The organism is Actinomyces bouchesdurhonensis (assembly GCF_900128465.1).
Classification (GTDB): domain Bacteria; phylum Actinomycetota; class Actinomycetes; order Actinomycetales; family Actinomycetaceae; genus Pauljensenia; species Pauljensenia bouchesdurhonensis.
The window spans coordinates 42,187-68,933 of the sequence record NZ_LT635863.1 but is presented as its reverse complement, the minus strand read 5'-3'; the positions used below and the strand labels follow the sequence as shown (position 1 = coordinate 68,933).

General features: G+C 64.0%; 23 protein-coding genes and 2 pseudogenes. 6 read left to right on the top strand and 19 right to left on the bottom strand.

Features of this window, described 5'->3' with window-relative positions; translation table 11 throughout:
* Positions 1-20 precede the first annotated feature (20 nt).
* From BQ7477_RS01380 to BQ7477_RS01365, 3 genes are all read right to left on the bottom strand, one after another.
* Complete coding sequence (locus tag BQ7477_RS01380) at positions 21-1,343, bottom strand: ISL3 family transposase (RefSeq protein ID WP_073982536.1); 1,323 nt, start codon at positions 1,341-1,343, stop codon at positions 21-23.
* A gap of 377 nt (positions 1,344-1,720) precedes the next feature.
* Complete coding sequence (locus tag BQ7477_RS01370; protein WP_039936468.1) at positions 1,721-2,002, bottom strand: transposase; 282 nt, start codon at positions 2,000-2,002, stop codon at positions 1,721-1,723.
* Positions 2,003-2,196: 194 nt separating this feature from the next.
* Positions 2,197-3,189: a stage II sporulation protein M gene (locus BQ7477_RS01365; RefSeq protein ID WP_073982535.1), complete on the bottom strand. Its 993-nt coding sequence runs from the start codon at positions 3,187-3,189 to the stop codon at positions 2,197-2,199.
* Between the two features lie 18 nt (positions 3,190-3,207).
* Here BQ7477_RS01365 and BQ7477_RS01360 point away from each other — a divergent pair, with 18 nt between their 5' ends.
* A complete protein-coding gene (locus BQ7477_RS01360) occupies positions 3,208-4,041 on the top strand; it encodes an RDD family protein (RefSeq protein ID WP_073982534.1) in 834 nt (277 codons plus the stop codon).
* Between the two features lie 4 nt (positions 4,042-4,045).
* Here BQ7477_RS01360 and BQ7477_RS01355 read toward each other — a convergent pair whose 3' ends face one another.
* Positions 4,046-4,492 carry a DUF3499 domain-containing protein gene (locus tag BQ7477_RS01355; protein ID WP_073982533.1) on the bottom strand — a complete coding sequence of 149 codons (447 nt, stop codon included), beginning with the start codon at positions 4,490-4,492 and terminating at the stop codon, positions 4,046-4,048.
* A gap of 186 nt (positions 4,493-4,678) precedes the next feature.
* Between BQ7477_RS01355 and BQ7477_RS01350 the strand changes: the two genes are divergently transcribed.
* On the top strand, positions 4,679-4,984 hold the full coding sequence (locus tag BQ7477_RS01350; protein WP_073982578.1) for a metallopeptidase family protein: 306 nt from the start codon (positions 4,679-4,681) through the stop codon (positions 4,982-4,984).
* 69 nt (positions 4,985-5,053) lie between these two features.
* Here BQ7477_RS01350 and BQ7477_RS01345 read toward each other — a convergent pair whose 3' ends face one another.
* The 3 genes from BQ7477_RS01345 to BQ7477_RS01335 all read right to left on the bottom strand — a co-directional run bounded on the left by BQ7477_RS01345 (position 5,054) and on the right by BQ7477_RS01335 (position 10,043).
* Positions 5,054-6,592 carry a DUF5719 family protein gene (locus tag BQ7477_RS01345; protein ID WP_073982532.1) on the bottom strand — a complete coding sequence of 513 codons (1,539 nt, stop codon included), beginning with the start codon at positions 6,590-6,592 and terminating at the stop codon, positions 5,054-5,056.
* Entirely contained in the window at positions 6,589-9,654 is a 3,066-nt protein-coding gene (locus BQ7477_RS01340; RefSeq protein ID WP_234968616.1) for a glycosyltransferase family 2 protein, read from the bottom strand. The genes BQ7477_RS01345 and BQ7477_RS01340 overlap by 4 nt, the downstream gene beginning before the upstream one ends.
* Positions 9,655-9,746: 92 nt before the next feature.
* Positions 9,747-10,043, bottom strand: coding sequence for a WhiB family transcriptional regulator (locus BQ7477_RS01335; protein ID WP_073982530.1), 297 nt, complete (start codon positions 10,041-10,043; stop codon positions 9,747-9,749).
* Between the two features lie 191 nt (positions 10,044-10,234).
* Here BQ7477_RS01335 and BQ7477_RS01330 point away from each other — a divergent pair, with 191 nt between their 5' ends.
* A complete protein-coding gene (locus BQ7477_RS01330) occupies positions 10,235-10,966 on the top strand; it encodes a hypothetical protein (protein ID WP_234968615.1) in 732 nt (243 codons plus the stop codon).
* A gap of 3 nt (positions 10,967-10,969) precedes the next feature.
* Here the strand turns inward: BQ7477_RS01330 and BQ7477_RS01325 are convergent, their stop codons facing one another.
* The 9 genes from BQ7477_RS01325 to BQ7477_RS01285 form a co-directional block, all read right to left on the bottom strand.
* A complete protein-coding gene (locus BQ7477_RS01325; RefSeq protein WP_084795596.1) occupies positions 10,970-11,890 on the bottom strand; it encodes a glycosyltransferase in 921 nt (306 codons plus the stop codon).
* Between the two features lie 58 nt (positions 11,891-11,948).
* A complete protein-coding gene (rfbB, locus tag BQ7477_RS01320; protein ID WP_073982527.1) occupies positions 11,949-12,956 on the bottom strand; it encodes a dTDP-glucose 4,6-dehydratase in 1,008 nt (335 codons plus the stop codon).
* Positions 12,957-13,082: 126 nt separating this feature from the next.
* A complete protein-coding gene (locus BQ7477_RS01315) occupies positions 13,083-14,252 on the bottom strand; it encodes an ABC transporter ATP-binding protein (protein WP_234968614.1) in 1,170 nt (389 codons plus the stop codon).
* Positions 14,253-14,257: 5 nt separating this feature from the next.
* Positions 14,258-15,193 carry an ABC transporter permease gene (locus tag BQ7477_RS01310; RefSeq protein ID WP_073982525.1) on the bottom strand — a complete coding sequence of 312 codons (936 nt, stop codon included), beginning with the start codon at positions 15,191-15,193 and terminating at the stop codon, positions 14,258-14,260.
* A gap of 31 nt (positions 15,194-15,224) precedes the next feature.
* A complete protein-coding gene (locus BQ7477_RS01305) occupies positions 15,225-16,193 on the bottom strand; it encodes a glycosyltransferase family A protein (RefSeq protein ID WP_073982524.1) in 969 nt (322 codons plus the stop codon).
* A complete protein-coding gene (locus tag BQ7477_RS01300; RefSeq protein ID WP_073982523.1) occupies positions 16,183-17,109 on the bottom strand; it encodes an NAD-dependent epimerase/dehydratase family protein in 927 nt (308 codons plus the stop codon). Before BQ7477_RS01300 ends, BQ7477_RS01305 begins: the two co-directional genes overlap by 11 nt.
* Positions 17,102-18,376 carry a rhamnosyltransferase WsaF family glycosyltransferase gene (locus BQ7477_RS01295; protein ID WP_073982522.1) on the bottom strand — a complete coding sequence of 425 codons (1,275 nt, stop codon included), beginning with the start codon at positions 18,374-18,376 and terminating at the stop codon, positions 17,102-17,104. The genes BQ7477_RS01300 and BQ7477_RS01295 overlap by 8 nt, the downstream gene beginning before the upstream one ends.
* Positions 18,377-18,450: 74 nt before the next feature.
* Positions 18,451-19,554: a glycosyltransferase family 2 protein gene (locus BQ7477_RS01290; RefSeq protein ID WP_234968613.1), complete on the bottom strand. Its 1,104-nt coding sequence runs from the start codon at positions 19,552-19,554 to the stop codon at positions 18,451-18,453.
* Positions 19,551-20,669 (bottom strand): glycosyltransferase family 4 protein, encoded by a 1,119-nt coding sequence (locus BQ7477_RS01285; RefSeq protein ID WP_234968612.1) that lies wholly within the window; start codon positions 20,667-20,669, stop codon positions 19,551-19,553. The genes BQ7477_RS01290 and BQ7477_RS01285 overlap by 4 nt, the downstream gene beginning before the upstream one ends.
* A gap of 91 nt (positions 20,670-20,760) precedes the next feature.
* Here BQ7477_RS01285 and BQ7477_RS01280 point away from each other — a divergent pair, with 91 nt between their 5' ends.
* Positions 20,761-21,909, top strand: coding sequence for a glycosyltransferase family 4 protein (locus BQ7477_RS01280; protein ID WP_129582458.1), 1,149 nt, complete (start codon positions 20,761-20,763; stop codon positions 21,907-21,909).
* 38 nt (positions 21,910-21,947) lie between these two features.
* Entirely contained in the window at positions 21,948-23,531 is a 1,584-nt protein-coding gene (locus BQ7477_RS01275; RefSeq protein ID WP_234968611.1) for a DUF2142 domain-containing protein, read from the top strand.
* A gap of 52 nt (positions 23,532-23,583) precedes the next feature.
* Here BQ7477_RS01275 and BQ7477_RS01270 read toward each other — a convergent pair whose 3' ends face one another.
* Complete coding sequence (locus BQ7477_RS01270; RefSeq protein ID WP_268753690.1) at positions 23,584-25,155, bottom strand: aminotransferase class I/II-fold pyridoxal phosphate-dependent enzyme; 1,572 nt, start codon at positions 25,153-25,155, stop codon at positions 23,584-23,586.
* Positions 25,152-25,370, bottom strand: coding sequence for a hypothetical protein (locus BQ7477_RS01265; RefSeq protein WP_420884427.1), 219 nt, complete (start codon positions 25,368-25,370; stop codon positions 25,152-25,154). Before BQ7477_RS01265 ends, BQ7477_RS01270 begins: the two co-directional genes overlap by 4 nt.
* 48 nt (positions 25,371-25,418) lie before the next feature.
* Here BQ7477_RS01265 and BQ7477_RS01260 point away from each other — a divergent pair.
* Positions 25,419-26,276, top strand: a pseudogene (locus BQ7477_RS01260) (LCP family protein); the annotation flags it as partial.
* A 95-nt stretch (positions 26,277-26,371) separates the two neighbouring features.
* Here BQ7477_RS01260 and BQ7477_RS01255 read toward each other — a convergent pair.
* Positions 26,372-26,695: pseudogene (locus BQ7477_RS01255) on the bottom strand (LbetaH domain-containing protein); the annotation flags it as partial.
* Between the last annotated feature and the right edge of the window lie 52 nt (positions 26,696-26,747).

Here is a 26,747-nt window from a genome sequence, read left to right as displayed (position 1 = left end):
AGCGTATGCACCCGCAACACTTAAGCGGCTCTTCGCATTTTGGGGTGTAGGAGGTGTTGGAATCCGCCGGAGTGGAGGAGGCAGCGTAGGCGGTAGTTTCGGTGGTTGATGAATCCTTGGGCGATGCCGCGGAGGTGTTCGAGGGGTGCGTTGATGGCTTGGGTGGGGTCGCTTGTGGTGTGGGGGTGGTCGAAGTAGGCCAGGATGTCTGTGGCTCGGCGTTTGAGTGTCCTGCCCAGCGTGATGAGCTTGGTCAGGCGACTCGGTACGCGCGTGGAGGTCAGCGTGTTGATTTCGGCTTCCATGATGGCCTTACCCGCGCTCGTGTTGGGCGCGCGGTAGGCATCAATGATGTTCTGGTAGACGCTCCAGGTGACCTCGAGGGCGACGTGCTCGTCGCCGGAAAACAGGTCAAGTATCTGGTACTGCTGGCCAAGGGTGAGTAGGCAGGATCTGGTGTGCAGCACCCTGCGGGCCTTGTACAGGGGGTCCGTGGCACGCCCGCGCCGGTGGTGGAGTTCTTGCTGAATGCGCCTTCGGCACTCATCCAAGGCATTGCCGGCCAGGTGTACGACGTGGAAGGGGTCCATGACTGCCCTTGCGTCTGGGAGTTCTTCAGTGGCGGCGCTCTTGAACCCGGTGAATCCATCCATCGCGACGATCTCAATACGCTCGCGCCACGTATCGGGCTGGGAGGCCAGCCAGGTTTTGAAGACCTGCTTGGAGCGGCCCGGGACCATGTCCAAGAGCCGGGAGGGGCCACTGCGATCTCGGATGGGCGTCAAGTCCAAGATGACGGTGACGAATTTGTCGCCGTAGGGGGTGTGGCGCCACACGTGTTCATCCACGCCAATGACGCGCACGCCTTCAAACCGGGTCGGGTCGTTGATCAGTGAGCGCTCTCCTTCGGCCAGGACAGCAGTGTTAGCGGTATTCCAGGACACAGCCAGAGCCTGGGAGATGCGCGCCACCGTCAAATGGTGGACGACCAGCCCAGTGAGCGCCCAGCGCACCGCCGCCCGTGAGAGCTTGGCGCGCGGATCGGCCGCTTGGCTCATATCCTGACGCCACACGTGAGCACACTCTGGGCACCGGTAGCGGCGCACGCTCACATGCAAAATCGTGGGACGCCACCCGTAAGGCTCGTGCGCGGGGCGCCGGATCACCGTGTCACGAGCCGCGCCCTGGCACCCGCAGCGTCGACACCACCGATCCTCACCAACAATGCGGCACGCCAACACTGCATGGTCTGGCCAAATGCGCTGGCCCGTCACCTCCAACCCCAGGTCATCCAGGCGCGTGAACGCGCTCAGGTCGGGGCGATCAAAGGTAGTATTGGGCATGTCGAGGTCTTTCGGATGGACGGTGTAGGAATCTCCATCATCGAAAGACCTCGACCCCTACCCGGCCACGACACGCCGAACCCCACCCAACACCCCTACACCCTCAAATGCGAAGAACCCACAAACCGCGGAATATCAACGATCAGATTTCAACACACGAAATACAATCACGGGAATTACGCGCGACGTTACTGGGGAACCAGCCCGATTGGAAGCCGACGCACGAAACCACCTATCAGCACACCAGACGCCGGTGTGACGGGCGCCGGATGGACCGGAGGGAACGGGCGAGCTTCACGACGCGGCGCCGAGCGAAGCGAGATCGCCAAGTCTCGCGGGCGGACGGGCCTAGCGACGCCCNTGCCTGCGCGCCGGGCCTAGAAGTTTCCCTCCGCGAGCTCACGCAACGCTGCTTTCTCCAGCTCTGCTTGGCCCAACAACTGTTTGAGGCGCGCGTTTTGCTCGCGCAACTCACGCAGTTCCTTGGCCTCACTACGACTCATCGACCCATAACGCTGGCGCCACCGGCACAACGTCGCCTCGCTGATACCCAGCACGCGGCAGGCCTGGGCCGTACTCATGCCCTCACCTCGCAACGCCTCGGCCTTCTCCAGCTTCACAACAATCTGCTCAGGCGTGTGCTTCGAGAACTTCCTCATGGTCATCCATTCTGCCCGGCCACAAGCAGCCAGGACTACTCAGAACAACCCTCTCAAAACAAACGGTCCGAAAAACCCAGACCCCTCCTACACAACCACGACACGCCGAACCCCACCCAACACCCCTACACCCTCAAATGCGAAGAGCCACTTAAGCCTCACATCCCACTACGCGCAAGCTTGCGCACCCGCACTCAGCCTGCGACAGGCTGATAGTAGCCAGCGTCCGTGCCTACGTCATCGCTGCCGCCCGCGCGCTCCGCCATACGACCGAGGATGAGGATGTACGCCCACGCCGCCCCGGTCAAGAGAACGCCCAGCACGATCTTCACAGAATCAGGCAAGTCGGAGGGGGTGACGAAGCCTTCGAGGAAACCGGAACCCGCCAGGAGAATCGCAGCCCCAAACGCAACCGTCATCGCACCACGGGCGGCCCGCCCGACGGCCTGGAACCTCGTCGCGTCCCCCGGAACGAGAAACACCCAAAATACGCGCAGACCCGCCGCCATCGAGATGAACACTGCCGTCAGTTCAGGCACTCCGTGCGGCAAGATGAAACGGAAGAAATGCCACACGCCCCCGTACTGGATCACCACCGCGGCCGACGTACCCAGAGACACGGCGTTATTCCACAGGAGCACAAGCGGATAGAAGCCAGTGATGCCAGTTGCCACCGCCTGCAGACAAATCCAGGAATTGTTCGCCCACACGGACAGACCGAACTGCGCATGCGTGTCCTGATGGTAGTACTCGACGAACATGTCCTGCGCGTAGGCTCGCAGGGCCTCGGGACTGCCCAGCGCAGACATGGCGTCAGGGGTCGTCAGCAGGTAGTGGCCCTGGATAACGCACAGGGCCATGAACAGTGCCATCACGCCAACGATAACCCACCTGATCCGATACATAGCCAGCGGTAGGGCGACAACAAAGAAACGAGCGATGATTGCACCGGTCAGACCGCTGGTACCCGCCAGACGCCCGCGCGCCGCGGACAGCAGACGCGACAGATCGGCGATCAGATCCGGGTCAGGACTCTTTGTGCGCACGCGGGCCAGGTCGGTCGTCGCGTATCGGTAGAGCAGATCAAGCTCGTCAATCTCCTCGCCGGTCAGTGAACGAGCGCGGGTGAGCTGATCGAGACGTTTCCACTCGTTTTTTCCACTCACCCGCAGCACGTCGATGTCCATTGCACTAGCGTGTCACATATGAGCGCGCAACGCAGTGAGTACATGCAATTGCAGGACGATTACGTCCGCACGGGCGAGGCGGTGACCCTCGACGTTAAGCCCGCGTCCCCCATGGAGAGACTCACTGCCGCCTTCATGGATGCGACCTGTTACATCGGGCTGGTGGTTATCATGGTCGACGTCGCCACGCGTTCGTTGCGCGTCGCTTCTGATTCGCTCAGTCGTGTACTGCAGGTCCTGATTCTCGCGTCATTGATGTTTATTATCCCCCTCACGGTTGAGGTCGCTACTGGCGGGCGTTCCCTGGGCAAGTGGGCGATGAATCTGCGTGTCGTGCGTGACGACGGCGGTCCGGTGACGGCTCGTCACGCGGCGGTGCGCGTCGGTGTCGGTATCCTCGAGAATTGGCTCTTCCTCGGCGGACTCGCTTTCGCGTCAGAGCTGCTCAACGGAAAGGGCAAACGCCTGGGTGATCTGGCGGCAGGGACGATCGTGTGTTCACAGGGGTCATCGGTCTTCTATCCGCCTCTCGTCATGCCACCGGGCCTTCAGGGGTGGGCCGCGACCGCGACGATCCTTCCCCTGGACGATGCTCTCGCCGCTGAGGCACGTGCATTTTTGGGCACGAATCGTTCCCTCGACAGGCAGGTGCGCGCGCAGGTCGCTTTGTCGCTCGCGCAGCGCCTCTCCCGGCGTGTCCAGACTCCCCTGCCCGCAGGCCTGCACCCTGAGCTTGTGATTGCTGCCGTTTTGGTGGCGCGCAGGGATCGTGAGTGGATGCGCGAGGTTGAGCGACGAGCGCGGGGCACACAGCGCTTCCACGAGGCCACGAAGGCTCGCTTCGGCCTGTAGGCGCTTACTCGTCGAGTGTGTTCTCCTCGCCGTCGACGACGGTGAATTGGGCGCGTCTGCGCGCGTATGGGCTGGAAGGATCCAGGGGGCTGGAGGTGTCGGGACTCCCCACGGAGCGCGCGGGACCGAAGGGACCTGTGCGGGGCTGTCGGGTCTTCGGGGACGAGGCCTGCTGGGCTTCTTGGGCAACCCTGCGCACGGCATCGACGAGAGCCGCTAGGTCATCGCCGGAGGGCGGTGCCGGTTCGAAGGTTGTGGCTAGGCGCACGACCTGCCATCCGAGGGGGGCTTTCAGGTTCTGGGCGTGCTCATCGCACAGGTCGTAAGAGTTGGGGTCGACGACGGTGGCGAGGGGACCGACGACGACCGTGGAGTCATGGTAGTCGTAGGTGAGGGTGGCGACGGCGACGGAGGAGCAGCCTGGCTTGGAGCAGTGTCGTTGGGCAATCACGCACCTAAGGGTACGACACTCGGTGCCCGCATCGCGCGCTCCGGCGCGCCTTGGACCTACCCTGGTGGGGTGTTTGCGACCAGGCGTCATGTCTTGGGCCGCGACCGCCATGGTCGCGGCCCTCGTGGTCCTCTCTTTTTTCCGGGAACTCCGGCGTGGAGGACACGTCGGGAGAACTTCGATCTGCTGGTGAGTGAGCTGGTGTCTGAGTTGATTGGACGGTGGCCACAGGTGGCGACGATTGAGTTCGCGGTGGAGGATGTTCCTCCGTCGAATCCGGCGCCGTGGGAGTCACATAACGTCGTCGTGGCTCGTATCTTCCCTGCGGATCGGCGCAGGGGACTGCGCGATCGAATCGTCGTCTATCGCCTGCCGATCACGCTGCGATGCCCACCCGATGAGCTGGGCGCGATGACCCGCAGGGTGCTGGTGGAGAGGATTAGTCATATTCTGGCGCTGCCTCCGGACGAAGTCGACGACGCGCTTCGCTGACGTGTCCGTTGTTGTCACGGGTCGAGTAGGCACCCTGTGTACGCTGTGTGCGGGCCTGGGACGTGACCCTCAGTTGACAACTCGGATGGATCCGTTCGCGGCGCTGATGCCTTCCGTACCGACGTTCCACGTGGTCATCATGCGTCCCACTGCCGTGTCGGCGCTCATGACGACGGCGGCTTGAATCGGCGTGGGCGCGCTGATCTGCCCGCCGGTTTCGGGGAGGTCAACGAGGGTGGGTACACCGGGTGCGACGTAGATGGTGCGGCCAGCGACGGTGACCGCGACGGCCCCGGGAGTCGTGGGACTCGTGCCGCTCGACTGCGTGTCGCCTTCGTCACCTGATTGCGCTTGGGTGGCCGCGGGCGACGGGGACGCCCAGATGTTGGGGGTCTGTGATGGCGCAGGAGTGGATTCTTCGTCGGACCACTCGCCCTCCGATGTTGTTCGGGCGTCGGTGAGGGGGGCGTAGAGGAGCAGGCTGGCGCGTGTGGCACTCACCCCGGACTGTGTTGCCAGGGACGTGTCGCGGATCGGTTCCGAAGAGAGCACCTTGGTGACCATAGCCTCGAGGGCGCCCCGACCGGGCAGTGCTGCCTGCGTGAGTGGTATGGCGGGCGTGGCATTGGAGCGCAAGACCCACGCGTTGGTGCGTTGTGCCCACGGTGCCCCGAGCGTGATCGTAGTCGTCTGTGCGACGATCTCACGGTCGGAGGTAACGACGAGGGCAATCGGCGTCGAGTCCTGTGAGGCGCCGTCAAGGGGCATCTCGAGCGTGCTTCCTTCGGCGACGAGCGTCTGGCCTCCGCCGAGGGGATGCAGCCCCGAAGAGTCGGCGACGGAGACACTCACGTTGGCGTCGCCGGAGGGGGACATGAGGCGCAGGAGCGAGGTCCCCTTGGGGTCAACGCCCAGGATTGTTTGTGTGGTGGCGGGTACGACGCCGGAGGCGAGCGTGGTGCCCTGGGGGATCTCACCGTTCATGAGGGAGGCCTGAACCCACGCGGCGATGCCTCCGCCATCGGCTTGCACGTGCACGACCAGGGAATTTTCGTCGGGGAACCATCCGGCCAGGAGCACGGATACGCTGGTGCCCGCCGCGACCGTCACCTGGCGTGGTGCGGCGTTGAGTGGGCCAGCGCCACCAAAGCCGTCAACGCTAACGACCGAAGCTGTGGGTCCCGGGTTGGACAGGATGAGAACCATGTCAGCACCAGATGTTGTTGCTCCCGTCGCGAACCACTGGGAGGTACGCGGGGCGGCGCAGCCGACGGCGCTGAGACCGGCGAGTTCGCCGCCGCCCTGACCTGCGAGCGTCAGGGCGGTCGGGATGGTTCCGCCAGTGCCTGTCACGCTCGCAGGGGCTGGGTTAATCGGGGTGGTTGACAGCGAAGACCAGGTGGTCCCTGACGCCACGTTCGCCGTGTTGAAGGGGTCGACAAGGCCTGAGGGACACGCCAGCAGCACCTGTGAGGGTTGGGCACTGTGGGCGCTGCCCTCCACGGTTGTCGGCGCGGGGTCGATCAGTAGCGATCCCGAGGCCAGGGCCAGCGCAGCGACTCCGCCGAACCCGATGGTGACCGCGGACGCTATCCGGGTCGCTGTCATCTCTTCCTCCACACGGATAGGGCGCTGGCTGCCGCAATCACCAGGCAGATGCCCGAGCCAACGCGCCAGGGAACAATCCACCAGGCGGAGTATGTGACGCTCAAATGGCCCGCTTGGGGCATGTTGAACGTCTGGGCCCAACCGTCGGCGGCTTCGAGGGGAGCCAGCGCCACACCGTCAACGGAAGCGCGCCAGCCTGTGTCAGCACGCTCAGCCAAGATGAGGGTGCCGACTGCGTTGACGTCGCCGTCGACGCGCAGCTGGGAAGAGCCGACGGCGGTCGTGACGCCACCCGGTGATTCAACGCGCACGCGCGAGGGCTTAACAGAATCTGGACGGACGCGCCAGACGATGCCGGAGTTCGTGCTGCCAACTTTTTCGAGTCCACCTGCACGGTCGAGGCCCGCCGTCAGTGCCTGGGCGCCGCTCGCACCGTAGGGCACGAGGATCGTGTCAACGTCGTGTGCGGCGAGTGCGTCAACTGTCGCGTCGTCCGGGTACACCACGAGGGTGTAGGCGGCTTGGGCGAGCGAGGCCGTGGCGGGGTCTCGCAGAACGTTAGTTTCGGCTCCGGCTCGCGCATCGGCCAGTGCGAGCGCCCTGGAGGCAGGCGAGGAGTCCGTCAGAGAGGGTCCTGCTCCGCGCCACAGCGCGGCATCGACTGTGCCGTTCGTGGGGTCTCCGTCCAGAACAAGGACGCGTCCGGCGCGGGGAGAGCGTTGAGCCTGGGAGGCGACGGCCGAGACGATGGGGGTTGCCATGGGGGAAACGGTCTCCCGTTGAGCCAGGGCGAAGGTCGGCACCGAGGAGGCATCGCTGCGTGTCGCAAAAGCGGCAACGCTGTGGGCGCCTCCGAGAGCGACGAGGACCAGCGCAGCCAGGACTCCAACGGCGCGCGCCACCCGGGATCTGGGTGCATCCCACGCCGTGGACTGCTCGCAGGTCGACGATGGGGTGGCCACGCTGCCTGCCATCGAGGCGAGGAGGAGGGACCCGAAGGAAAGAGACAGTGCTGGCGAAACCCAGGCGGAGGCAACCTGTGCGCCGTCCAGGCCGACGCCGATGTGTGAGGCGGCCCAACCGGCAGCTGCGCTCACGAGGGCGCCGCTCACGAGGGCGGCTACGACGCGCGAGCGACTACGCACGAGCGCGAACCCAGCGAGGGCGGCCACGCTCGCGCCCACTGCGCCGCAGGCGACCATCTGAAGCGTCGATTGTGGCGCGGCGGGCATGCCCAGGAAGGCGAACCAGGAGGCTGCCCGCGTGTAGGCATGTGCAGTGCCGCTTGTGGATGCCAATGCCGCCCAAGCCGATGGGTGGGTCAGGATCGTCGCGTAGGTGGGCGCGAGCAGCAGGACCGCGGGTAGGGCTACGAGGCCGCGTTTGCGCGAGCGCCACATCAGCGCTGTGAGGCTCACGGGCAGGGTCCAGGGGGCGCAGCAGGAGAGGACCACGACGGCGAGTGCGGCCAGGCCCGCGTTGACTCCGCGGGGGCGCACCGGTGCGGCGGTGACGCCTGCTGCTCCCGCGACGAGCAGTGGGCTGGCGGCTGGAGCGCAGTACGCGGCGATGAGAGGAAGAACGGCGTGTGCGAGGGTGCCCGCAAGGACACCGTGGGTGGCGCTCATCGCAAGTGCGGGGGCCAGTGCCCACGCAAGAGCCACGAGGAATCGCACGCGCAGCGACGACGTCAGGGAGCGAGTGGGCACCCACGCGATCATTGCGGCGATGGGACACGAGGCGACGAGCAGGAAGGTTGCGACTGCCCCCGGTGTCACTCCCGTAGGCGCGGCAGGCGCGCTGAGTAGTGACATGAGGGTTGTGAGGGGGTCGGCTCCGCCGACGTGGCCGTCTCCGCCGGGGATCCACCCGGCCCATGCGGCGCTCCACAGCTCGGACCAATCGGCGGGGAGCGCTGCCCACGCGCCTCCGACGAGGCCTGCGGAGGCACCCCACCACTGGAAGGCGGCTATCAGCGAGGTGACGACGAGGAGGGCGAGGGCCGCGGAGGAGGAGCGGATGCGGTAGCGACGAATGGAGGCGAGGACGAGCGGGTCGATACGTTCGCCGTTGTCGTCCTCATCGTCTCTTGTGGGTTCTTTGCGCAGGGAGGCGGGTGTGATCTCCAGGTTGTGCAGGGCGGAGTGGGGCACGGTGCGTGAGCGAGCGGCCCTCGCACGACCGGCGAGCAGACGCGCGGTTGCCCCCACCAGCGAGGCGAATGCGGCGATTTCAGGCAGGGCGAGGGAGGCTCGCCCGGTCATCAAGCGACCGAGGGCGCGAGCTGGTGTCCACACCAGAAGCCATATGGCCAAGAACGGTAGGACGAGCGCCGGGGTGGCCTTGCACCAGTTGTACATCTGCGCGAACCTGCGTCGCCGGAATGACTTGGCTTGCGCGGCCTCCATCTGCGCTGTGGCCTCGGCGCGCTCATCGTCTTCGATACGGTCCGAGGCCTGGGTCGGGTCGAAGCCGGGGGTCAGGGAGGAGCGGGCGTGGCGTATACGGGCGCGGGGGGCTACGACGACGCGGTAGCCGGCTAGGTGGAGGCGGCGCCCCATGTCGAGGCCATCTCCGAAGGGACCCAGCGCGGGATCGAAGCCGCCGACGGTGTCGTAGGCCTCGGCGCGCAGGAGCATACCGGCTGTTCCGACACCCAGCACATCGGTTGTTCCGTCGTACTGTCCCTGATCGATCTCATCCTCGCTGATGCGTTCGAGTCGACGTCCGCTGGCAGTGGCAAAAATGCCGAGTTCGAGGAGCCGCGTGCCATCCCAGCTCACCTGTTTCGTGCCAACTGCTCCCACGGTTTTGCCGACGGCGCCCGCCTGAGCGAGTTCTCTGAGGCAGTCGGGTTCGGGGGCGGAGTCCTCGTGGAGGATCCACCACCACGGATAGGAGGCGAAGGGGGCGTCCTGCGCGTGCGCTCGTCGAATCGCGTCACCGAGGTTGCGGGCCCGACCCACGCGAATGAGCCGTGCACCATGCGGGACTCGGTCGGCGGGGAAGGGTGTGACATGACGTCCTGCAACGTCAACGATGGTAAGGGAATCCGGAGCCATCGTCTGATTTTCGATGGCCCGTAACACGGACTGTGTCAGCGGCGCGTCCCCTCGGGTGACAAGGATGGCGCCGATCGTTTGAGACGTGGGACTCAACCGGCCATTCGGCGCAGGCGCCGCCTCTCGCGCTCCGACATGCCGCCCCAGATGCCAAAGCGCTCATCGTTGGCGAGTGCATACTCGAGGCAGTCCTCGCGCACCTGACAAGCCTGACAAACGGCTTTGGCCTCGCGAGTGGAGCCACCTTTTTCCGGGAAGAACGCTTCGGGATCCGTCTGCGCACACAGCGCGTGCTGCTGCCACGCAAGGGGGCCGTCAATGCGGGCGTACAGCGCCGCATCGGCGTCCTCGGACCACTGGAGGGGTCCGTCACCGAAGATGTTCCACATGCGGAAGACTCCTTATAACGAATCGATCAATACGAGAATTACACGCGTGTCATTGCAGGAAGTCAAGCGGTTTCGCGTTATTGAGACCTCTAGAGTAGCACCTGACCCCCCGGTAGATCCTTACAGTTTTGTAATGACTTCACAGTTACCCGGTACTTGGAACGCCTAGGACCTTCGATATACTCTCAACTATGAGCAGCTATTCCTCCCAGAGTATGACGAGCCTCACACATCTTGTGAGCGCAGTTAACGCGTGGTCAGGACCCGCACTTACCCAGTATGGAGCAGAACGTGTCGAGCTGGGTGGACCCGTGGCCGGCAGGTGGCTGGCCAAGATCGCACATTACCTGACAAACGACCTGGCCGCGGACCTCTTCGGCACCGGCGAACCCACTCCCGCCCGCTTCTACACGTCCCTTCAGCCCTGGCAAGACGTACTCTGGCAGATCGCAGCTCGCGCGATGGGGTGGGAACACCTCCGCACGCGCAACCCCCTGCCCGGCGACCTCCTCATCACGAACACTCTGACCAACGAGTCCGACGACGCCCTCAACGCAGGAGCCCATGTTCTGGCCCAGACGCCCACGTATCTTTCCTTCGCATGGGAGGGCACTCTCGGAGGTGCACTCGACGCCCTCGCCCAGATCGCGGCGGCGCCCGACACCATCACCATCCCCACACCCCCAATCCTCCCTGCTGTGCGAGACGACGCCCTGGAAGGCACACGCGCCACACAGGACATCAACGGCAAACGCGTCGCCCTCCTGTGGGACACGCACACGGGTGCAGGCCAGGTGCTGGATCAGTGGATGGCCGGACGCTCAGTGGTCATCATCGACCCGCAGTCAATCTCACCCGACCAACTCCCCCGCATCGTGACATCCGAGGCCGTCGATGCCGGACTCGCCCTCTACACTCGCTAGCGCCTACCAGATACGCAGGAGACGCGCCGCAGCGAGTTTGAGTCCCTCGACATGATCGCGCCTAATCTGAGCCCACCGCAAGGCCAAACGAAGGCGCGCGCAGGCGCCATCCGCCTCCAGGTCACGCACGATCGACGCGAGCTCAATGCGGTGAGGAGCGTCGAACGTACCGACCTGCAGGGTTGCTCGACCAATCAGGATGAACTGGTTACGGTAAAAACCATTGCGCAGCTTCTCCATGCGCGCGTCGCGCGCACTCGCACCGGAGTTAGCCCCCTGAACGTTACCGCCGTGCTGGCGATATTCCAAAGTCGGCTCCTCGCCAATCACCCAGGTCAGGCCAATCGCACGAGCCAGGGCGTACACGTACCAGTCATGCACGCCAATGCGCGAATAGTCGAGGCGAGCGATCACCTCTACGAGGGCGCGATGAGCCTCGGGAGAAAACACGTACGTCGATCCGGGACCAGCAGCCTCAAAGAGAAAATCCCAGGCCCGCTGAGGCTGCGACTTACGAATAAGGCGGCGCTCACCCACCCCACCCCCCGGCAGCGATTCGAAGGAATTCACGTTGGAGGAAACAACATCGGCGCCCGTGGAGGCCATGAGCGCGAGCTGTGTCGAAAGCTTGTCCTCATGCCAGACATCGTCCTGATCCGTGAAAGCGACGTAGGAACCGTCTGGAATGTGAGTCGTGAACAGATGCAAGAAATTACCTGTCACACCGGGAACGCCCTCGCGCTGCGGAAGAACCGTGATACGAGGATCGGACGCTGCGCGACGCTCCAGATGGTCTCGCGTCGCGTCCGTCGACGCGTCGTCGGAGACGACGAGGGACACGTCCACGCCCACCTGGGCGAGCACGGAGTCCACCTGCTCATCCAGCCACGCCCCGCCCTCGGCCATCCCGTTGTAGGTGGCCATGAGGACGGTGACGCGGGGGCGAGGCCGACCGTCGTCTCGGGTCACGCTACCCAAGGACTCAGTGCCCTTCGGCGGCGTACTTCGCCTCGACGGCCTCCTTGAGGGGAGCCCACCAGGCCTCGTTCTCGGTGTACCAGGCGATCGTGTCCGCCAAACCGTCACGGAAGTTCGTAAACTTGGGCTCCCAGCCAAGCTCAGTGACCAGCTTCGAGTTATCGATCGCGTAACGCAGATCATGCCCCGGACGATCCTTGACATGATCGAAGTCGTCGGGAGCGTAGCCCATCAGCTCGTTAAGGATCGCAACCACGTCGCGGTTATTGGTCTCACCATTGGCGCCGATCAGGTAGGTCTCGCCAATGCGGCCCTTCATGAGGATGTCCCACACGGCCGTGTTGTGGTCGCGCACGTGGATCCAGTCGCGCACGTTCAGGCCGTCGCCGTACAGACGCGGACGCACGCCACGCAGACGATTGGTGATCATACGGGGAATGAACTTCTCGATGTGCTGGTAGGGACCATAGTTATTCGAACAGTTCGAAATCGTGGCCTCGACACCGAAAGAACGCACCCACGCGCGCACCAGCAGATCCGAACCCGCCTTGGACGAGGAGTAGGGCGAGGAAGGATTGTAGGGCGTGGTCGGCGTAAACTTCGAAGGATCGTCCAGCTCCAGGTCGCCGTACACCTCGTCCGTGGAGATGTGGTGGAAACGAACCTTGTGGCGACGCACGGCCTCCAGCAACGTGAACGTACCCACCAGGTTCGTCTGAATGAAGGGCGAAGGATCCAGCAGCGAATTGTCGTTGTGCGACTCTGCGGCAAAGTGGACGACCGCGTCCGCACCGGCGACGACGCCGTCGACCAGGTCAGCATCAGCAATATCGCCCTCAACGATGCTCAGGCGCGAAGCGAGTTCGGCCGGAAGATCGGTCAGAGAGGCGCGGTTGCCCGCGTATGTGAACTTGTCCAGGACGACGACATCGACATCCGGATGGTCCTCAAGGAGCGTATGAACGAAATTCGCTCCGATGAAGCCGGCACCGCCGGTCACAACAATCTTCATGAGTTTTCTCCTTTGCGCGCCCGGGGGCGTGTGGGGTTGTGGTGTCGAGTGCGATCGACTATGCCACCATTATGCCGTACGTCTGCACGGACTGAAGAGAGATCGCCGGATGGCGTGGCAGTCACGTCAGGACTCGACAACGATGGACGAATCCAGCGCCACCGGTCCCGAGCCGATTCCGTTTCCTTGAACGACCAGGTCCCAGGCCCCATCGCGCTGCGCGTAGGGCTGGCCGCCCGCGTCATCGATCGACACGTTCATCCGATACATGCCCTCACCTAGGGTGAGGGTGGGAATGGTGATGATAACCGTTGCGTCACCCTCAATGGCGGGGAGGGTCGCACCTGAGTTCCGGGAGTTGTAGTAGTGCAGCTTCTGCCCCAGGTTCGTATCAAGCGAGAAAGCGCTCACCCAGTTCTCAATGCGCTTCGACGCAGTCAAATCCATGCGGATGCAGATCGTATCACCGGTACGGGCAACACGAATAGGCTCGCCGCCCTGGTCCGTCATCGAAATATCGCGGATCGTAATGAGGCCAGTCTCTTCCGTGTGGATCGGAGCGGCCTGCGCGTCGCGTTGGAATCCCTGACGCAGGATGCGCACAGCATCAGATGTCGAGCCGTCAAAAACGAGCTTGCCGTGATCGAGCACAACTCCTCGCGTACACACGGACTCAACCTGCTCCGCTGAATGAGAGACGAGGACGATCGCGCGCCCCTCCGTTTGGAAGGAGTGAATCTTATCCATGCACTTGCGTTGGAAGGGCTCGTCACCGACAGCGAGCACCTCGTCCACGAGGAGAACGTCGGGGTTGGAGTGGACGGCGACCGCGAAAGCCAGTCGCACGTACATTCCCGAGGAGTAGAACTTCACCTGCGTATCGATGAACTGTTCAATGCCGGAAAAAGCGACGATCTCGTCGAAGCACTTCTCCGTTTCGGCGCGCGTCATCCCCAGAATTGACGCATTCAGGTACACGTTCTCGCGACCCGTCAGGTCCTGGTGGAAGCCGGCACCGAGTTCGAGCAGCGCAGCCATACGCCCCCGGGTGGTAACGCGACCCGTCGTCGGGCGAATGATCGACCCCATGATTTTTAGGAGAGTGGACTTTCCGGAACCATTGTGGCCCATAAGACCCACTGACTCGTTGAGGCGGACATCCACGCTCACATTATCGAGGGCGCGGAATTCTTTGACGCGCGCACGCGATGAATGCAGCACGCGGTCCTTGACGGAGGTGTCGCGGTGCAGCTTAAAGACCTTGGATACGTCCTGGACGCGGACGACTTCGGGCATTGACATTAGAGCTCCTGAGCGAAGTTACCCTCGAGGCGTGCAAAGATGCGGTGCGCTCCGAAGACGAGGACGATTCCGATCAGCGCCGCGCCGGCCAGGCGGATCATGAGGTGCGCGGGGTATGGCTGATCGACGCCAGCCGCCCACAGGGACCGCTGGAACCCGAGGATTGCCAGTGTTACGGGGTTGGACAGGTAGACCTCGTGAAGCACCGGGTAGTTCGTCGCGAGGGCACGCTGGACGTAGCTGTAGGAGTAGACGATCGGCGATGCCCAAAAAGCCAGGAAGGTGATGACCTCGATGAGGTGCTGGATGTCGCGCATGTAGACGTTCAACGCTGACAATAAAAGGCCGAACAGGGTTGCGTACACGACCAGGACGACGAGGGCGAGAGGCAGGTATGCCAGCGACGCGAGGGAGGGGATTTGCCCCGTAACAACGATGGCTGCCAGCAGGATCACCAGCTGGATGGCTGAGTTGACAGCCGAGGTGCCCAGCGTCGAGAGCGGGAAAATCTCGCGCGGCAGGTAGACCTTTTTGACCAAGCCCGAGTTCGCGACGATCGATCCGGTTCCCCCGGTCACCGCCTCCAGAAAGAAGCCCCATGCCGTCAGCCCGGTGAAGACGAAGATCGCGAAATAGGGGATTCCGCGAGAAGCGCCCAGGAACTGGCCGATGACGATGAAGTAAATCAACAGCTGCGACAGGGGCTTGAACAGCGACCAGATGAATCCGAGATTCGAATCCTTGTAGCGCGCCTTCAGCTCGCGGTTGATGAGGAGGCGGAGAAGCTCACGGCGACGCCAAATATCGTCGATTGCGCTTTTCGTGCCAGCCCACAGACCGCTCTTGTCACCCAGCTCTCGCAAGGGTTGGGCCTCGATGCGCGCCACTCGTTGCGCGAGGGAGGACCCGGGGGCGGAGGTCGTAGATTCAGTCATACCAACTCACTATATCTGACCGTTCGGTTCCTTACTGACCATAGCGCTTGAGCGGCGAGCGAACGCCCCTGCGCACGCCCCTCCACTTCTGCACGTGGTAGGCGGGATTGAGGAAGAAACCGCTGATCTTACGGCGCTTGCCGACCTCGCGGTCGCGAGCAAGACGCAGGGCGTCCTTGAGGATTCCGGTCGCCACCATGCGCACGACCGTGGGTATAGAGGGCAGGGCGACGTCGATGCCTACCTCACGCAGCCCCTGGGTCTCCTCAAACATGCGGTCGTCATATTCGGAGACGGTCATCTCGTTGGAGTGCATGACGGCGGCTCGCGGCGCGTAGGCCTTGATGTATCCGGCTGCGATCACGTCGCGTCCCAAGAGCTGGTCTTCGGCGTAGGAGACGTCACGGTAGGGTACCTCGCCCGTCAGAATGTCTTTGCGCGCGGCCGAGTTCACGTCGGAATAGAAAGTGACGGCGTTGCGCACACCCTCATCCTGGATGAAGTCGTCGTCGTAGAACAGGGTGGTTCCAAATCCCGGGCCGAAGCCATTGAAGACGCCCTTGATTTCGTAGCGCAGCAGTGGGAAGGCATCGGGCCGGGGAATCTGGGCGCCCATCACGGCGACGATGCGCTCAGAAATACCGAAGGGCGCGGTGATCTCGTGGAGCCACCGGTCCGAGGCCGGAGTGGCGTCATGCGTCAGGTAGGCGACGATACGGCCCTTGGCCAGGTGCGCGCCAAGATTGCGGGTCTTACCATGCCCGAACTCGCTATTGGGGATCTGGACCAGACGCACGGACGGGTACTTAGCGATGATGTCCAGGGTCGAGTCGGTCGACCCGGAGTCGATGACGAGGATCTCGTAAGTGCCGTCGAAACGCTGGGTGGTCAGCGATGCAAGGATTTCGTCGATGTGCTGCTCACCGTTGTAGGTCAGGATGACGACGCTCGCGTCGAGCGTGGCATCATTGGCCTCAACGTAGTCAGATTTAGTAACCATGCGTTTGGATCTCCTGCCATGTTTTCTCGATGCCCTCATCGAGCGGTGTCATCTCAAAGGGACCAAATTCCTTGTTCACGCGTTGCGTGTTGAGCACGGAGCCGAGGAGATAGGTCGAGGGCGTGGGAACGTGCTCAATCTCCGGTGTCGTCCCGGTGACGCGCTCGATAGAGGCGACGATCTCTGAGACGGTGGTCTTGCACCCCGATCCGATGTTGTAGACGGAACGGGTCGCCCCGCGGTGAATCATCGTGGAGACGATGGTGGCAAAGTCCTCCACGTAGATGTAGTCGCGGAACATGGAGCCGTCCCCCATGACCGTCAGCGCTTCTCCGTTGAGAACGTGGCGCAGGAAGATCGGGATGATGCCCTGGCGCTTGTGCGGGTTCTGCCTGGTCCCGTAGGGGTTGGAGATGCGCAGCGATGTCGAGTTGAGATCGTATTTGCGGGCGAAGAAACGCATGTAGTTCTCGATGGTGAGCTTGCCGATGCCGTAGGGCGATACCGGCAGCGTGCGGTCCTCCTCGCCGTAGCTCTCCTTGTTTTGGTCGCCGTAAATCGTGCCGCCGCTCGAGGCGTAGTACACGTGAGACACGCCGGCTTCGACGCACGCGCGGAACAGATCGATGCTGCCCTGAATGTTCGTGCGCACATCCAGCGTCGGGTCATTTTCAGCCGTGGCGGGGTCTGTGGTCGAGAGCATGTGTACGACCACGTCCATGCCTGTCACGGCGCGCGTTATGTCGTCGATGTTCAGGAAATTACCGTCGAATGCTTCGACTCCCGCGGCTGTCCAATGCTCTCCGTTGCCGAACATGTCGAACGCACGGATGAACGTTCCTTCCTGCGCGGCAAGGGCATCGACCAGGTGGGATCCGAGGAACCCGTTACCTCCGACTACCAGGATGTTAGGCATTCATAGCCTCCTCAAAATCAGCGACGAACGTGCGTCCCGAGTCTTCCCAGCTGAGCGACTTCACGGACTCCGCGGCGGCGCGCGAACGGGCCACCTGGTCCTGTGCATCCACGATGCGAATGATTTCCGTGGCCATGGCGCCGGGCGACAGCGGTACGTAGTCAATATGGGGGTTGTCAGAGACGAGCCGGTTGTTGGGGGCATCGTTGACGACGGGGATCGTCCCGCATGACGCCAACTCGAGCGGGAGCAGCGACAGGTTTGTCAGGCTCATGACGAGGGCCGCGGCGCACTGGTTGTACAGCGGGGAGAGTTCTTCGAGCGTGAGTGCGCCGTGGTTTTCGTACTCGAAGGGGACTTTCCACTCTGACACGTCCCAGCCCGCCATGTGAATGCGAATGTCGGGGCGGCGCTTCTTGACGTCGGCCAGCACCATGCATCCAAGTTCGAAACCTCGACGCATGGTCACGGGGCGAGCGTAGAAGAAGACGTCCGCGCGTCGTTTGTCGTTCGTGCGCTTGTAGAGTGAGAATTCGGCAGCGAAGTCGAAGGGGTGGGTCCTCATCCCGTATTCTTTGTGCAGTTTGCGGGCCAGCCACTTTCCGGCGGTGAAGGCCTCGAATCCGAAGCGGTAGGTGTTCTCCGCGAGCTGGTTTTCTGAGCCGACGGGATAGAACGAGGGTTCGAAGTCCTGGACGAAGTAGAATCGGCGCGCGTTCGAGCGGTCCAAGTATGCGGGGTATGCGGTCTCCCAGCCGGTCGCGAAGATTGCGTCCACGTCGTCTCCGACACCGACAGCTGGGTCATAGAGGGCGAAGGAGGCCTTTAAGGAGGGGTAGTTGTTCGAGCGCTCGACCATGTCGCGCACGCGCTCGGCGTCAACGGGGATCGACTGCGACCAGTAGAGGAAGATCTTCACCTGGTGACCGGCGGCCTCCAGGTAGGACAGGAAACGGAAGATGTTCTGGTGGCCTCCCGAGGATTCTCCGGGGGGAGACATGATCCACGCGGTGACGTAGGGGCCGGATCCGAGGGAGCGAGGGTTCTTCTTCCAGTGGGGTTCACTCACCCAGTCCACGGCGGCGGCATCCGAGAATTTGACGAGCATCCCGAGGGGGTACTGTCCCTTGCCTTTTCCCTTGGCGGAGTTGGCGATCTTATTCCCCATGCCCTGCAAGAGACGAGCGACCGTCATTCGGCCCCCGTATCGTTTGAAGTAGGAGGCACCCTTTGCGAACTTACGCACCAGCGGATTCGTCTGTGTCATGCTCGACAGTTTAGCGCCTGCATGGTGCGGACTCGGACGAGGAGTGACCCATCCCTACCCGCAACGCTGTATCATTACTCACTTTCCAGCGTTTTCTTTGTAGTGGCGCCTACGCGCCGGGGAGTCCCATCACGCCTCGCCTTCCGCGCGCGTCGAGCACGAAGCGCGGCGGGAAACGAGGCGAGTCCCTGTGCGACCCCGTGCGCGACCGGGCCTCGACATCCTGCCCGCACAGCCCGGGCCAGTGAGCGGACCAGGGCACGTGCGACCACTGGCCACGGCGCGTGTTCGACCGCCACGATGAGGCGATTACGCGCGTTGACGCGGGTGAACATGGGTGAGGTTGCGTCCGAGGAGGCGGCGTGCTCGTGGTCGACGACGGCCTCGCGCACGAAACGCACACGGTATCCGGCTTCGCGGAGCCGGTAGGACAGGTCTGTGTCCTCGTAGTACATGAACAGGTCGGTGCGGATGCCGCCGACTTTCTCCCAGGCGTCGCGCCGGATTGCGCACGCTCCCCCGCACAGGCCGAACACGTCGGGCGCGGCGTCGAGGTCTTTGGCCTCACACAGCCAGTCTCGGTCTTGGCCGTTGCCTGCGCGGTCGACGATGTTGCCGGTCGAGTTGACCAGGACGGTGCCCTCGCTCTGCATTGTTTCCTCGTCTGTCTGGCGCACCCAGCGCGTGGGACCGTTTCCGCTCAGTGCCTGGGCCTCGTCTTCACGTGCGTGACGGTAGCGCCCGGCGAGGAGAATGAGCGCGGTCGTGGCTCCCACGTCGGGGGTGCCCAGTGGGGCTAGAAGCGCGTCGAGGAAGCCCTCACGGACGGTGGCGTCGTTGTTGAGGAGCACGAGGGCGTCCTCGCTCAGACCCGCGGCACCCGCCGTGACGCCGGCACCGAATCCGCCGTTGACACCCGCGTTCACCAGCTCGATGGGGATGTCTGTCGCGGCTCCATCACCCGATTCGCTGCGTCGCAAGCCAGTGAGCAGCTCGGGTAGGTGGGCGTCGAGAACTGCGAGAGAGTCATCCTCGGAGCCGTTGTCAACGATGACGAGGCGGTCGCCGACGCGCAGCTGTGGAACGATCGAGCGGGCGGCGCGCAGGGTGAGGGGAGCGTTTTTCCAGTTGACCAGGACGACCCGGGCGCTTGGCCGCGCCTGCAGGTCGGTGTTCATCGGGCACCTGCCAAGGACTCGTAGAGGCGGGCGTGAGCGGCGGCGGAAGCCTCCCACGTGTAGTGGTTTGTTCGGGCGAGGCCGGCGCGAGCCAGGCGGTCGTGTTCACTTCCAGCGGCGGCCTCGAGGGCGTCTGCCAGAGCAGAGGCGTCGGTGGCTGGGACGAGGAGCCCAGCGTCGGTGCCGGTGATCTCCGCCATGCAGGTGTCGGCGCTGGTCACGACGGGCGTCCCGTGCGCCATGGCTTCCAGGACGGGCAGTCCGAATCCCTCCCAGATAGAGGGGAAGGTGAAGACTCGCGCGCCAGCGTAGGCGCAGGCCAGGTCGGCGTCGTCGAGGCGCCCGAGAATGTGGGTCCGGTCGGCGGGCAGGTCCCCCCATTCAGGATCCTGCCCCCATCCGGCGGGGCCGACGAGGACCAGGTCGATGTCCGAGGACGAGGCCATGGCACGGTAGGCGCGCAGCAGCGTCGGTAGGTTTTTGCGTGGCTCGCGCGTGCCGACCCACAGGATGTAGGGGCGCGTGAGAGCGTGGCGGGCGCGGAAATCCTCAATCTGCTGGGGCGTGACGGGAGTGTGGGTTAGACCGTGGGGGATGACGGTGATGATAGACTCGTCGATCCCTGCCTCCACGCAGTCCGCCGCCGTGGCCTCGGAGGGGACGATGACGGCGTCGGCACGGCGCTTCGTGATGTCAAGAGCGCGACCGAAATAGGCGGCACCGTGGGCGGTGAAATGGCTGGCGTCACGTAGGAAGGCAACGTCGTGGACGGTGACAGCCAGCGGGTGCCTCGTCGGGGGAATCGCCCAGGTGGTCGCGTGCACGACGTCAGGGGCGTGACCTGAGCGCGAACCAATCATACGGTCGAGGCTCGGCTTGCCCAGGCGGTCCCACGCGGCGTACAGGGCGCGCCGAGGCAACGCAGAGTTGAGAACTGGGATTGTCAGCCCGACGTCCTGCGGGGAAGGCTCACAAGCGCCGTGGCGGGCGGCGATACCAAGCGTGCGCACCCCCTGTGGGGCCAGGCGGGAGGCCACCTCCACGATGTATCGCCCCGACCCACCGGGGACGGGTTGCCACATCTGCTCGACTACCATTGCGACGCGCACACTCATGGCTACAGGATAGTTGAGATGCATGTCAGCGTCTGTCTATCCTCGTCGTGGCATACAATGGAAGTGTCAATCGCTAGAACCGGAGACCATTATGCCTTCCTCCCTCTCGTCCAAACCCGTTCGCGTCCTCATGGACGCCACCGCGATCCCGGCGAACCTGGGCGGAGTTGGCCGCTACGTGGACGATCTGGTTCCCGAATTGGAGGCCCAGGGCGTCGATCTCACCATGGCGGTGCAAGAGCGCGACGCGGAGCATTTCGCCACGAAACTCCCCCGCGCCCGTATCATCCCGATTTCTACACGCTTCGAGTCTCGTCCGTTGCGTTTCGCGTGGGAACAGACGGGGTTGCCTTCGCTCATCCGCAAGGTGCGTCCCGATGTCTTACATTCCCCCCACTACACCTGCCCGCAGTTCCCTGGCGTTCCTGTCGTCATCACGTTGCACGACGCGACGTTCTTTTCTCACCCCAAGGCGCATTCGCGCGTGAAGCAGAAGTTCTTCACTTTCGCGATTCGTCGTGCGATCCGGCGCGCCTCGGCGCTCGTCGTACCATCTGAGGCGACGCGCGATGAGACTATTAAGTACGCGGGCGGGGATGCGTCGCAGTTCTACGTCGCCTACCACGGTGTGGACCGCTCGATTTTTCACCCCGTCGACGACGCTGAGCGCCACCGTGTCAAGAAGGCTCTTGGGTTGGAAGGCCGGGAGTATATAGGGTTCCTCGGCACCCTCGAGCCGCGCAAGAACGTCCCGAATCTTGTTCGCGGTTGGGTTCAGGCCGTCTCGGGCCTGGCGGATCCTCCCGCGCTGGTCTTGGCCGGCGGAAAAGGCTGGGACGAGGACATCGATCCCGCGTTGGCTACCGTTCCCACCCATCTTACGGTCCTGCGTCCCGGCTACTTGCCCCTGGAGGATCTGCCCGGTTTCCTTTCCGGTTGCCTCGTCTTGGCGTACCCCTCTATCGCGGAGGGTTTCGGCCTGCCCGTCCTGGAGGCGATGAGCTGCGGGGCAGCGACGCTGACGACTCGCCTGACCTCCCTGCCCGAGGTCGGTGGAGACGCCGTCGCGTACTGCGACATCACACCCGAGTCGATTGCCCACGGCCTCACAGACTTGATGAATGATCCTGCGCGACGCGCGCGGCTGGGGCAGGCAGCTATCGAACGTTCCGAGGAGTTCACCTGGGAGCGAGCAGCACGTGTCCACGCACAGGCTTTCCGCGCAGCAGCAAGCCACTGATCCCCGACCGTATGCGTTCAACCCAAGGATTGTCTTCTATGACTACAACTGATCTCCCCCAGGATGGCGATTTTTCTCCCGCGTCCGATCGCGCTGAGAAGGCACCGGCGCAGCATTTGGCCAACACTCATCGCGTCGGGTTGCCACGAGGCACCTGGCGTGTCCTGGGAGTCATCGCTCTCGTCCTGTGCGTGTGTGGAGTTGGTGTCTCTTGGGCGCTCTCTTCTCCGCTCGGCGGCTCGCCGGATGACGACTACCACTTAGGTTCGATCTGGTGTCCTCCCCCGCTGTCCGCGTCCGGATGCTCGACGGGCTACACGGAGCGCGGAACCTACGGTCCCTACGTTCCCGAGACCGTGTCGTCGAGGCGCGTCGCCTGCTACGCGTTTCGCGGCGAAGATTCCGCTGCGTGTTCCCTGAATAACTCCGACGATGTCACGATGGTGACGGATCGTTGGGATGATGGCAACTACCCGTGGGGCTACTACCAGTTCCACCATCACTTCATCGGCCATAACGCTGCCCGCGCGGGCGTGACTATGCGCATCATTAACGTCATGATTGCCGTCGTTGTCCTCGGGGCGATCGGCGCGTTCATGCCGACCGTCTTGCGCCGCTCGTACGCTCTGTCGCTGCTGGCAGGGTGGACGCCGATGGGCATCTATTTCATTGCCTCTAACAACCCTTCCTCGTGGGCTTTCACCGGTGTTTTCGCATTCGCAGCCGGCCTATGGTGCGCCACTCATTCAAGCGGATGGCGACGTTGGGCGCTCATCGGCTTGGCAGGCCTCGGAGCCGTCCTGTCGTGCACGTCGCGCGGCGATTCAGCTTTCTTCCTGTTCGTTGTCTCCGTCGCCCTGGTTTTCGCAGTGCGGTGGAGCCGCACCCGGTGGCCGGAGGCCGCGCTCGCACTCGTGTCATCCGTCGTCGGGATCGTCATCATGCGCTCGACGAACGTCGCGACCTCCCAGCTGACGTCGATTGACGGTCCCCGCCCCTCTCTCACCCAGCTCATCGGTCTCAATGTGTCCTCCCTGCCACAGTACTTCGCGGGCTTCTACGGCTTCCGATGGGGACCCGGCTGGATGGACGTGAACTATGACGGCTCGGTGACGACGCTTGCTCTGTTCACAGCCGCTTTCGTGTTCATCATTGGTATGCGCGCCTGGTCGTGGCGTAAGGGAATGACCTTGCTCATGCTGGTGGGAGCGATGGCGGGGGTTCCGATCGTCATCGGTATTATCCAGGGTATCGACAACGTAGCCGCCTACCAGCCTCGATACATGATGCCTCTGTGGGTCGTGTTGATCTTCTTCATGCTGACGATGGAACGACGCGAGGACTCCGTGACGCGCTCACAGCTGGTGACGATCGGAATTTTTGCGTCCGTCGCGGCTTTCTGGGCCCACTTTCTGCTGCTGCTGCGTTACACGCACGGCTCGGCGAACATGGTGTTTAACCTCAGTGAGTCCGCGTCGTGGTGGTGGAAAGGTGCCCCCGTCGGGGCGAACATGGTGTGGTTTATCGGCACCGTCTGTTTCGTGTCTGCCACGGTTCTCGCGCTTGTCCTCACGCGTGACGGTGTCGGCAACAAGCTAGCGGTCGTGGAAGCCGACGACTGACTGATCACGCCTGGGGCACCAGCGTCGGCGGGCTGCAGATCGCGGGAGTCTCCTACAGGTTCACGCTGTGCCCCGAGGCAGCGGAAGCCAGGATGGCCTCGACGACGCGCAAGTTGTCCAGGGCGTCGTCCATGGTGACGTGCTCGGCTCCTATGCCGAGGATCGCGTCGCGGAAGCGCTCGTGCTCGACGGCGAGAGGTTCGCGTTTGGTGAGCGCGTAGCGCACGACCTGGCCTTCGCTGACCCCGCGAAACGCGGCGATGGCGTCCCATTGGAGAGGCGCGTGGCCGTTTTCGTAGAAGGTCAGGTCCCCCATCGCGGTGTCGGCGACGAGCGCGCCGCGCTCCCCCGTCACGATGGTCGTGCGGTCCTTGAAGGGGGTCAGCCAATTGACGAGGTGGTTGACGAGGATGCCGCCACGAAGAACGCCCGAGGCGACCATCATGTCCTCGTGGGGGCGCCCCGAACGGGTGGATGTTCGCGCGTAGATGGCCTCGTAGGGGGCGCCGGCCACCCACGCGGCCAGGTCCACGTCGTGCGTGGCCAGGTCCTTGACGACGCCGACGTCGCTGATGCNGATGGGCGTCAGGGAGGGGTAGACGGGCAGGGACAGCACTTGGTCGGCGGCTTCGCGTGTGGCGACCAGCTCCACCTCGGGGGCAAAGCGGGCGAGGGAGGGCAGTTCGTGGTTGGGGATCGGGTAGTAGACGCCCGAGCCGACGCCGTATTCCTGGCGCAGCGCGGCGGCGAATCCGTCGCGGTCTTCTCCCACGCGGATCGTGTACTGGTGGTAGACGTGGGTGGCGCCGGGGGCGACATGCGGGACGGTGACGCCGCGCAGGTGGGCGTCCAGGAATGCGGCGTTGCCTTGACGCGCGCGCGTCCACGCGCGGACCTTGGTGAGCTGCACGCGCCCGATGGCGGCGTGAATGTCGGTCATGCGGTTGTTGAGTCCGACGATTTCGTTGGCGTAGCGCGTCTCCATGCCCTGGTTGCGCGCGAGCCTCACGCCGCGGATGATACCGGGGTCGCGTGAGGTGACCATGCCGCCTTCGCCGCTGGTCATGTTTTTGGTCGGGTAGAAGGAGAAGGCCGCGAAGGTGCCGAAGGTGCCGACTGCGCGCCCGCGCAGGGTGGCGCCGTGGGCCTGGGCGGCGTCCTCGAAGAGCATGAGGCCGCGCTCGTCGGCGATCGCCTGGAGCGCGTCCATGGGCGCGGGGTGGCCGTAGAGGTGGACAGGCATGATGGCCCGTGTGCGCGGCGTGATCGCGGCTTCGACGGAGGTGGGTGAGAGAGTGAAGGTGAGCGGGTCGATGTCGGCGAACACCGGGGTGGCGCCTGTGATGGCCACGGAGTTGGCGGTGGCCGCGAAGGTGAAGGAGGGGACGATGACTTCGTCGCCCGGTCCGATTCCGCTGGCCAGAAGGCCCAGGTGTAGGGCGGAGGTTCCCGAGTTGACGGCGACGGCGCTGGTCCCGGGCACGAGGGCGGCGGCGAACTCTTCTTCGAAGGCGGCGACCTGGGGTCCCTGGGCGATCATGCCGGTGCGCATGACGGCGGCGACGGCCTCGATCTCTTCCTCGCCGATGAGCGGGCGTGCGGGCGGGATGAACGGATGGGTCACTGGTGTTCCTCACTGGTCTGGTCGGGCGCCTCAGCGGTATTCGGGGACGAGGCCTGGGCTTCCTCGGGTGAGAGGGTGCCGTCTCGCTCGACGTAGCGGCGCCCCGTTGCCGGGCACACCCACTGACGTTCCATGGCCTCGTTCGTGTTCTCGGTGGGTACGAGGGGGACACCGGCCTCACCGACCCACCCGACGCGTCGGGCTGGCACACCCACGACGAGGGCGTAGGGGGCGACGTCGCGCGTGACGACGGCACCCGCGNCGCAAACACGAACATGGGTCGCGTGACGGCCTTGTCCGGTGGCGCAGACACGCCGGGAACCACGTACCTGCTCGCGGGTTCCGACTCGCGTGCGGACGGCGCCGTGAAGGATGGTTTCAACGATTCCGAGCGTGCCGACTCGATTATGCTGGTCAACGTCGCACCGAACGGCCAGGCTGTCGCCTTGTCGATCCCGCGAGATACCTACGCGGAGATCCCCGGGGTCGGGTGGGATAAGATCAACGCGTCCTACGCCTACGGTGGTCCGCAGCTGCTCGTTGAAACAGTTGAGAAGCTCACGGGTCTCACTGTTGATCATTTCGTCCAGATCGGTATGGGTGCCGTGCCTGACATGGTGGATGCGGTCGGTGGCGTCGAGCTGTGCTACGACCACGATGCTAACGACGAGTACTCGGGCTTGAATTGGACCGCCGGGTGTCACACGGTCGACGGCACCACCGCGTTGCAATTTTCGCGTATGCGTTATCAGGACCCGGAGGGCGACATCGGTCGTACTAAACGCCAACGGCAGGTGATTTCGAAAGTCATTGCCTCCGCTGCATCGCCCTCAACGCTCATTAATCCGGCGAAGACGCTGCGCGTGGAGCGCGCTGGGTCGAAGTCTTTCACGGTTGACGAGGATTCTTCTGTTGCCACAGTCGCGTCCTTGGTACTGGCGCTGCGTAGTGCTTCTTCCTCGCAGATGATGGGTGTTCCGCCGATCGAATCGCTGAATTTTACGACGAACGCGGGAGCCTCAGCGGTCTTGCTGCGAGACACGACCGCGGACGATTTCTTCGCGAAGCTTCGCGCGGGTACGCTCGCTACCTCCGACCTTAACCAGGTCGACGGCTTCTGACGCGGGCGGCAGCGCACCGTGAGCGCTCAGGCGCTCTGCCCGGTGGGCGCCAGCCGGACCGCCGGACGCGACCGTGGGGTCATAGGACGAAGCNCGACGGTGACCCCCACGCGTGTCCAGTCCGTGGCTGCCTTCAGGGTTCCGTCCATGTTGATCGCGCGCGGGCAGTGGTCGTTCGTCAAGACGGCGGCAGGGCCGATGAACACGCCGTCGGCGAGCGAGGCGGGTTCGTAGACGAGGGCGTGGTTCTGGATCTTGCAGCGCGCCCCCACGCGCACTCCCTCACCGATGTAGGCGCCGCGTCCAATGATCGTTTCCTCGCCAATTGACGCACCTTCACGCACCTGTGCCAGGTGCCATACGCGCGCGCTGGGCGCGACCTGCGCGCTGGGTGCCACGTCGGCACTGGACTCGATCACGGTATCTCCCTCGCGTATTCCCACGAGCGCTGACACGCTCGCTGGGCGCTCA

What these genes read in the sequence shown, in the direction of transcription:
- BQ7477_RS01380 (WP_073982536.1), bottom strand. Translation starts at nt 1,343, where the DNA reads ATGCCCAATACTACCTTTGATCGCCCCGACCTGAGCGCGTTCACGCGC.
- BQ7477_RS01370 (WP_039936468.1), bottom strand. Translation starts at nt 2,002, where the DNA reads ATGAGGAAGTTCTCGAAGCACACGCCTGAGCAGATTGTTGTGAAGCTG.
- BQ7477_RS01365 (WP_073982535.1), bottom strand. Translation starts at nt 3,189, where the DNA reads ATGGACATCGACGTGCTGCGGGTGAGTGGAAAAAACGAGTGGAAACGT.
- BQ7477_RS01360 (WP_073982534.1), top strand. Translation starts at nt 3,208, where the DNA reads ATGAGCGCGCAACGCAGTGAGTACATGCAATTGCAGGACGATTACGTC.
- BQ7477_RS01345 (WP_073982532.1), bottom strand. Translation starts at nt 6,592, where the DNA reads ATGACAGCGACCCGGATAGCGTCCGCGGTCACCATCGGGTTCGGCGGA.
- BQ7477_RS01340 (WP_234968616.1), bottom strand. Translation starts at nt 9,654, where the DNA reads ATGGCTCCGGATTCCCTTACCATCGTTGACGTTGCAGGACGTCATGTC.
- BQ7477_RS01335 (WP_073982530.1), bottom strand. Translation starts at nt 10,043, where the DNA reads ATGTGGAACATCTTCGGTGACGGACCCCTCCAGTGGTCCGAGGACGCC.
- BQ7477_RS01330 (WP_234968615.1), top strand. Translation starts at nt 10,235, where the DNA reads ATGAGCAGCTATTCCTCCCAGAGTATGACGAGCCTCACACATCTTGTG.
- BQ7477_RS01325 (WP_084795596.1), bottom strand. Translation starts at nt 11,890, where the DNA reads ATGGCCACCTACAACGGGATGGCCGAGGGCGGGGCGTGGCTGGATGAG.
- rfbB (WP_073982527.1), bottom strand. Translation starts at nt 12,956, where the DNA reads ATGAAGATTGTTGTGACCGGCGGTGCCGGCTTCATCGGAGCGAATTTC.
- BQ7477_RS01315 (WP_234968614.1), bottom strand. Translation starts at nt 14,252, where the DNA reads ATGCCCGAAGTCGTCCGCGTCCAGGACGTATCCAAGGTCTTTAAGCTG.
- BQ7477_RS01310 (WP_073982525.1), bottom strand. Translation starts at nt 15,193, where the DNA reads ATGACTGAATCTACGACCTCCGCCCCCGGGTCCTCCCTCGCGCAACGA.
- BQ7477_RS01305 (WP_073982524.1), bottom strand. Translation starts at nt 16,193, where the DNA reads ATGGTTACTAAATCTGACTACGTTGAGGCCAATGATGCCACGCTCGAC.
- BQ7477_RS01300 (WP_073982523.1), bottom strand. Translation starts at nt 17,109, where the DNA reads ATGCCTAACATCCTGGTAGTCGGAGGTAACGGGTTCCTCGGATCCCAC.
- BQ7477_RS01295 (WP_073982522.1), bottom strand. Translation starts at nt 18,376, where the DNA reads ATGACACAGACGAATCCGCTGGTGCGTAAGTTCGCAAAGGGTGCCTCC.
- BQ7477_RS01290 (WP_234968613.1), bottom strand. Translation starts at nt 19,554, where the DNA reads ATGAACACCGACCTGCAGGCGCGGCCAAGCGCCCGGGTCGTCCTGGTC.
- BQ7477_RS01285 (WP_234968612.1), bottom strand. Translation starts at nt 20,669, where the DNA reads ATGAGTGTGCGCGTCGCAATGGTAGTCGAGCAGATGTGGCAACCCGTC.
- BQ7477_RS01280 (WP_129582458.1), top strand. Translation starts at nt 20,761, where the DNA reads ATGCCTTCCTCCCTCTCGTCCAAACCCGTTCGCGTCCTCATGGACGCC.
- BQ7477_RS01275 (WP_234968611.1), top strand. Translation starts at nt 21,948, where the DNA reads ATGACTACAACTGATCTCCCCCAGGATGGCGATTTTTCTCCCGCGTCC.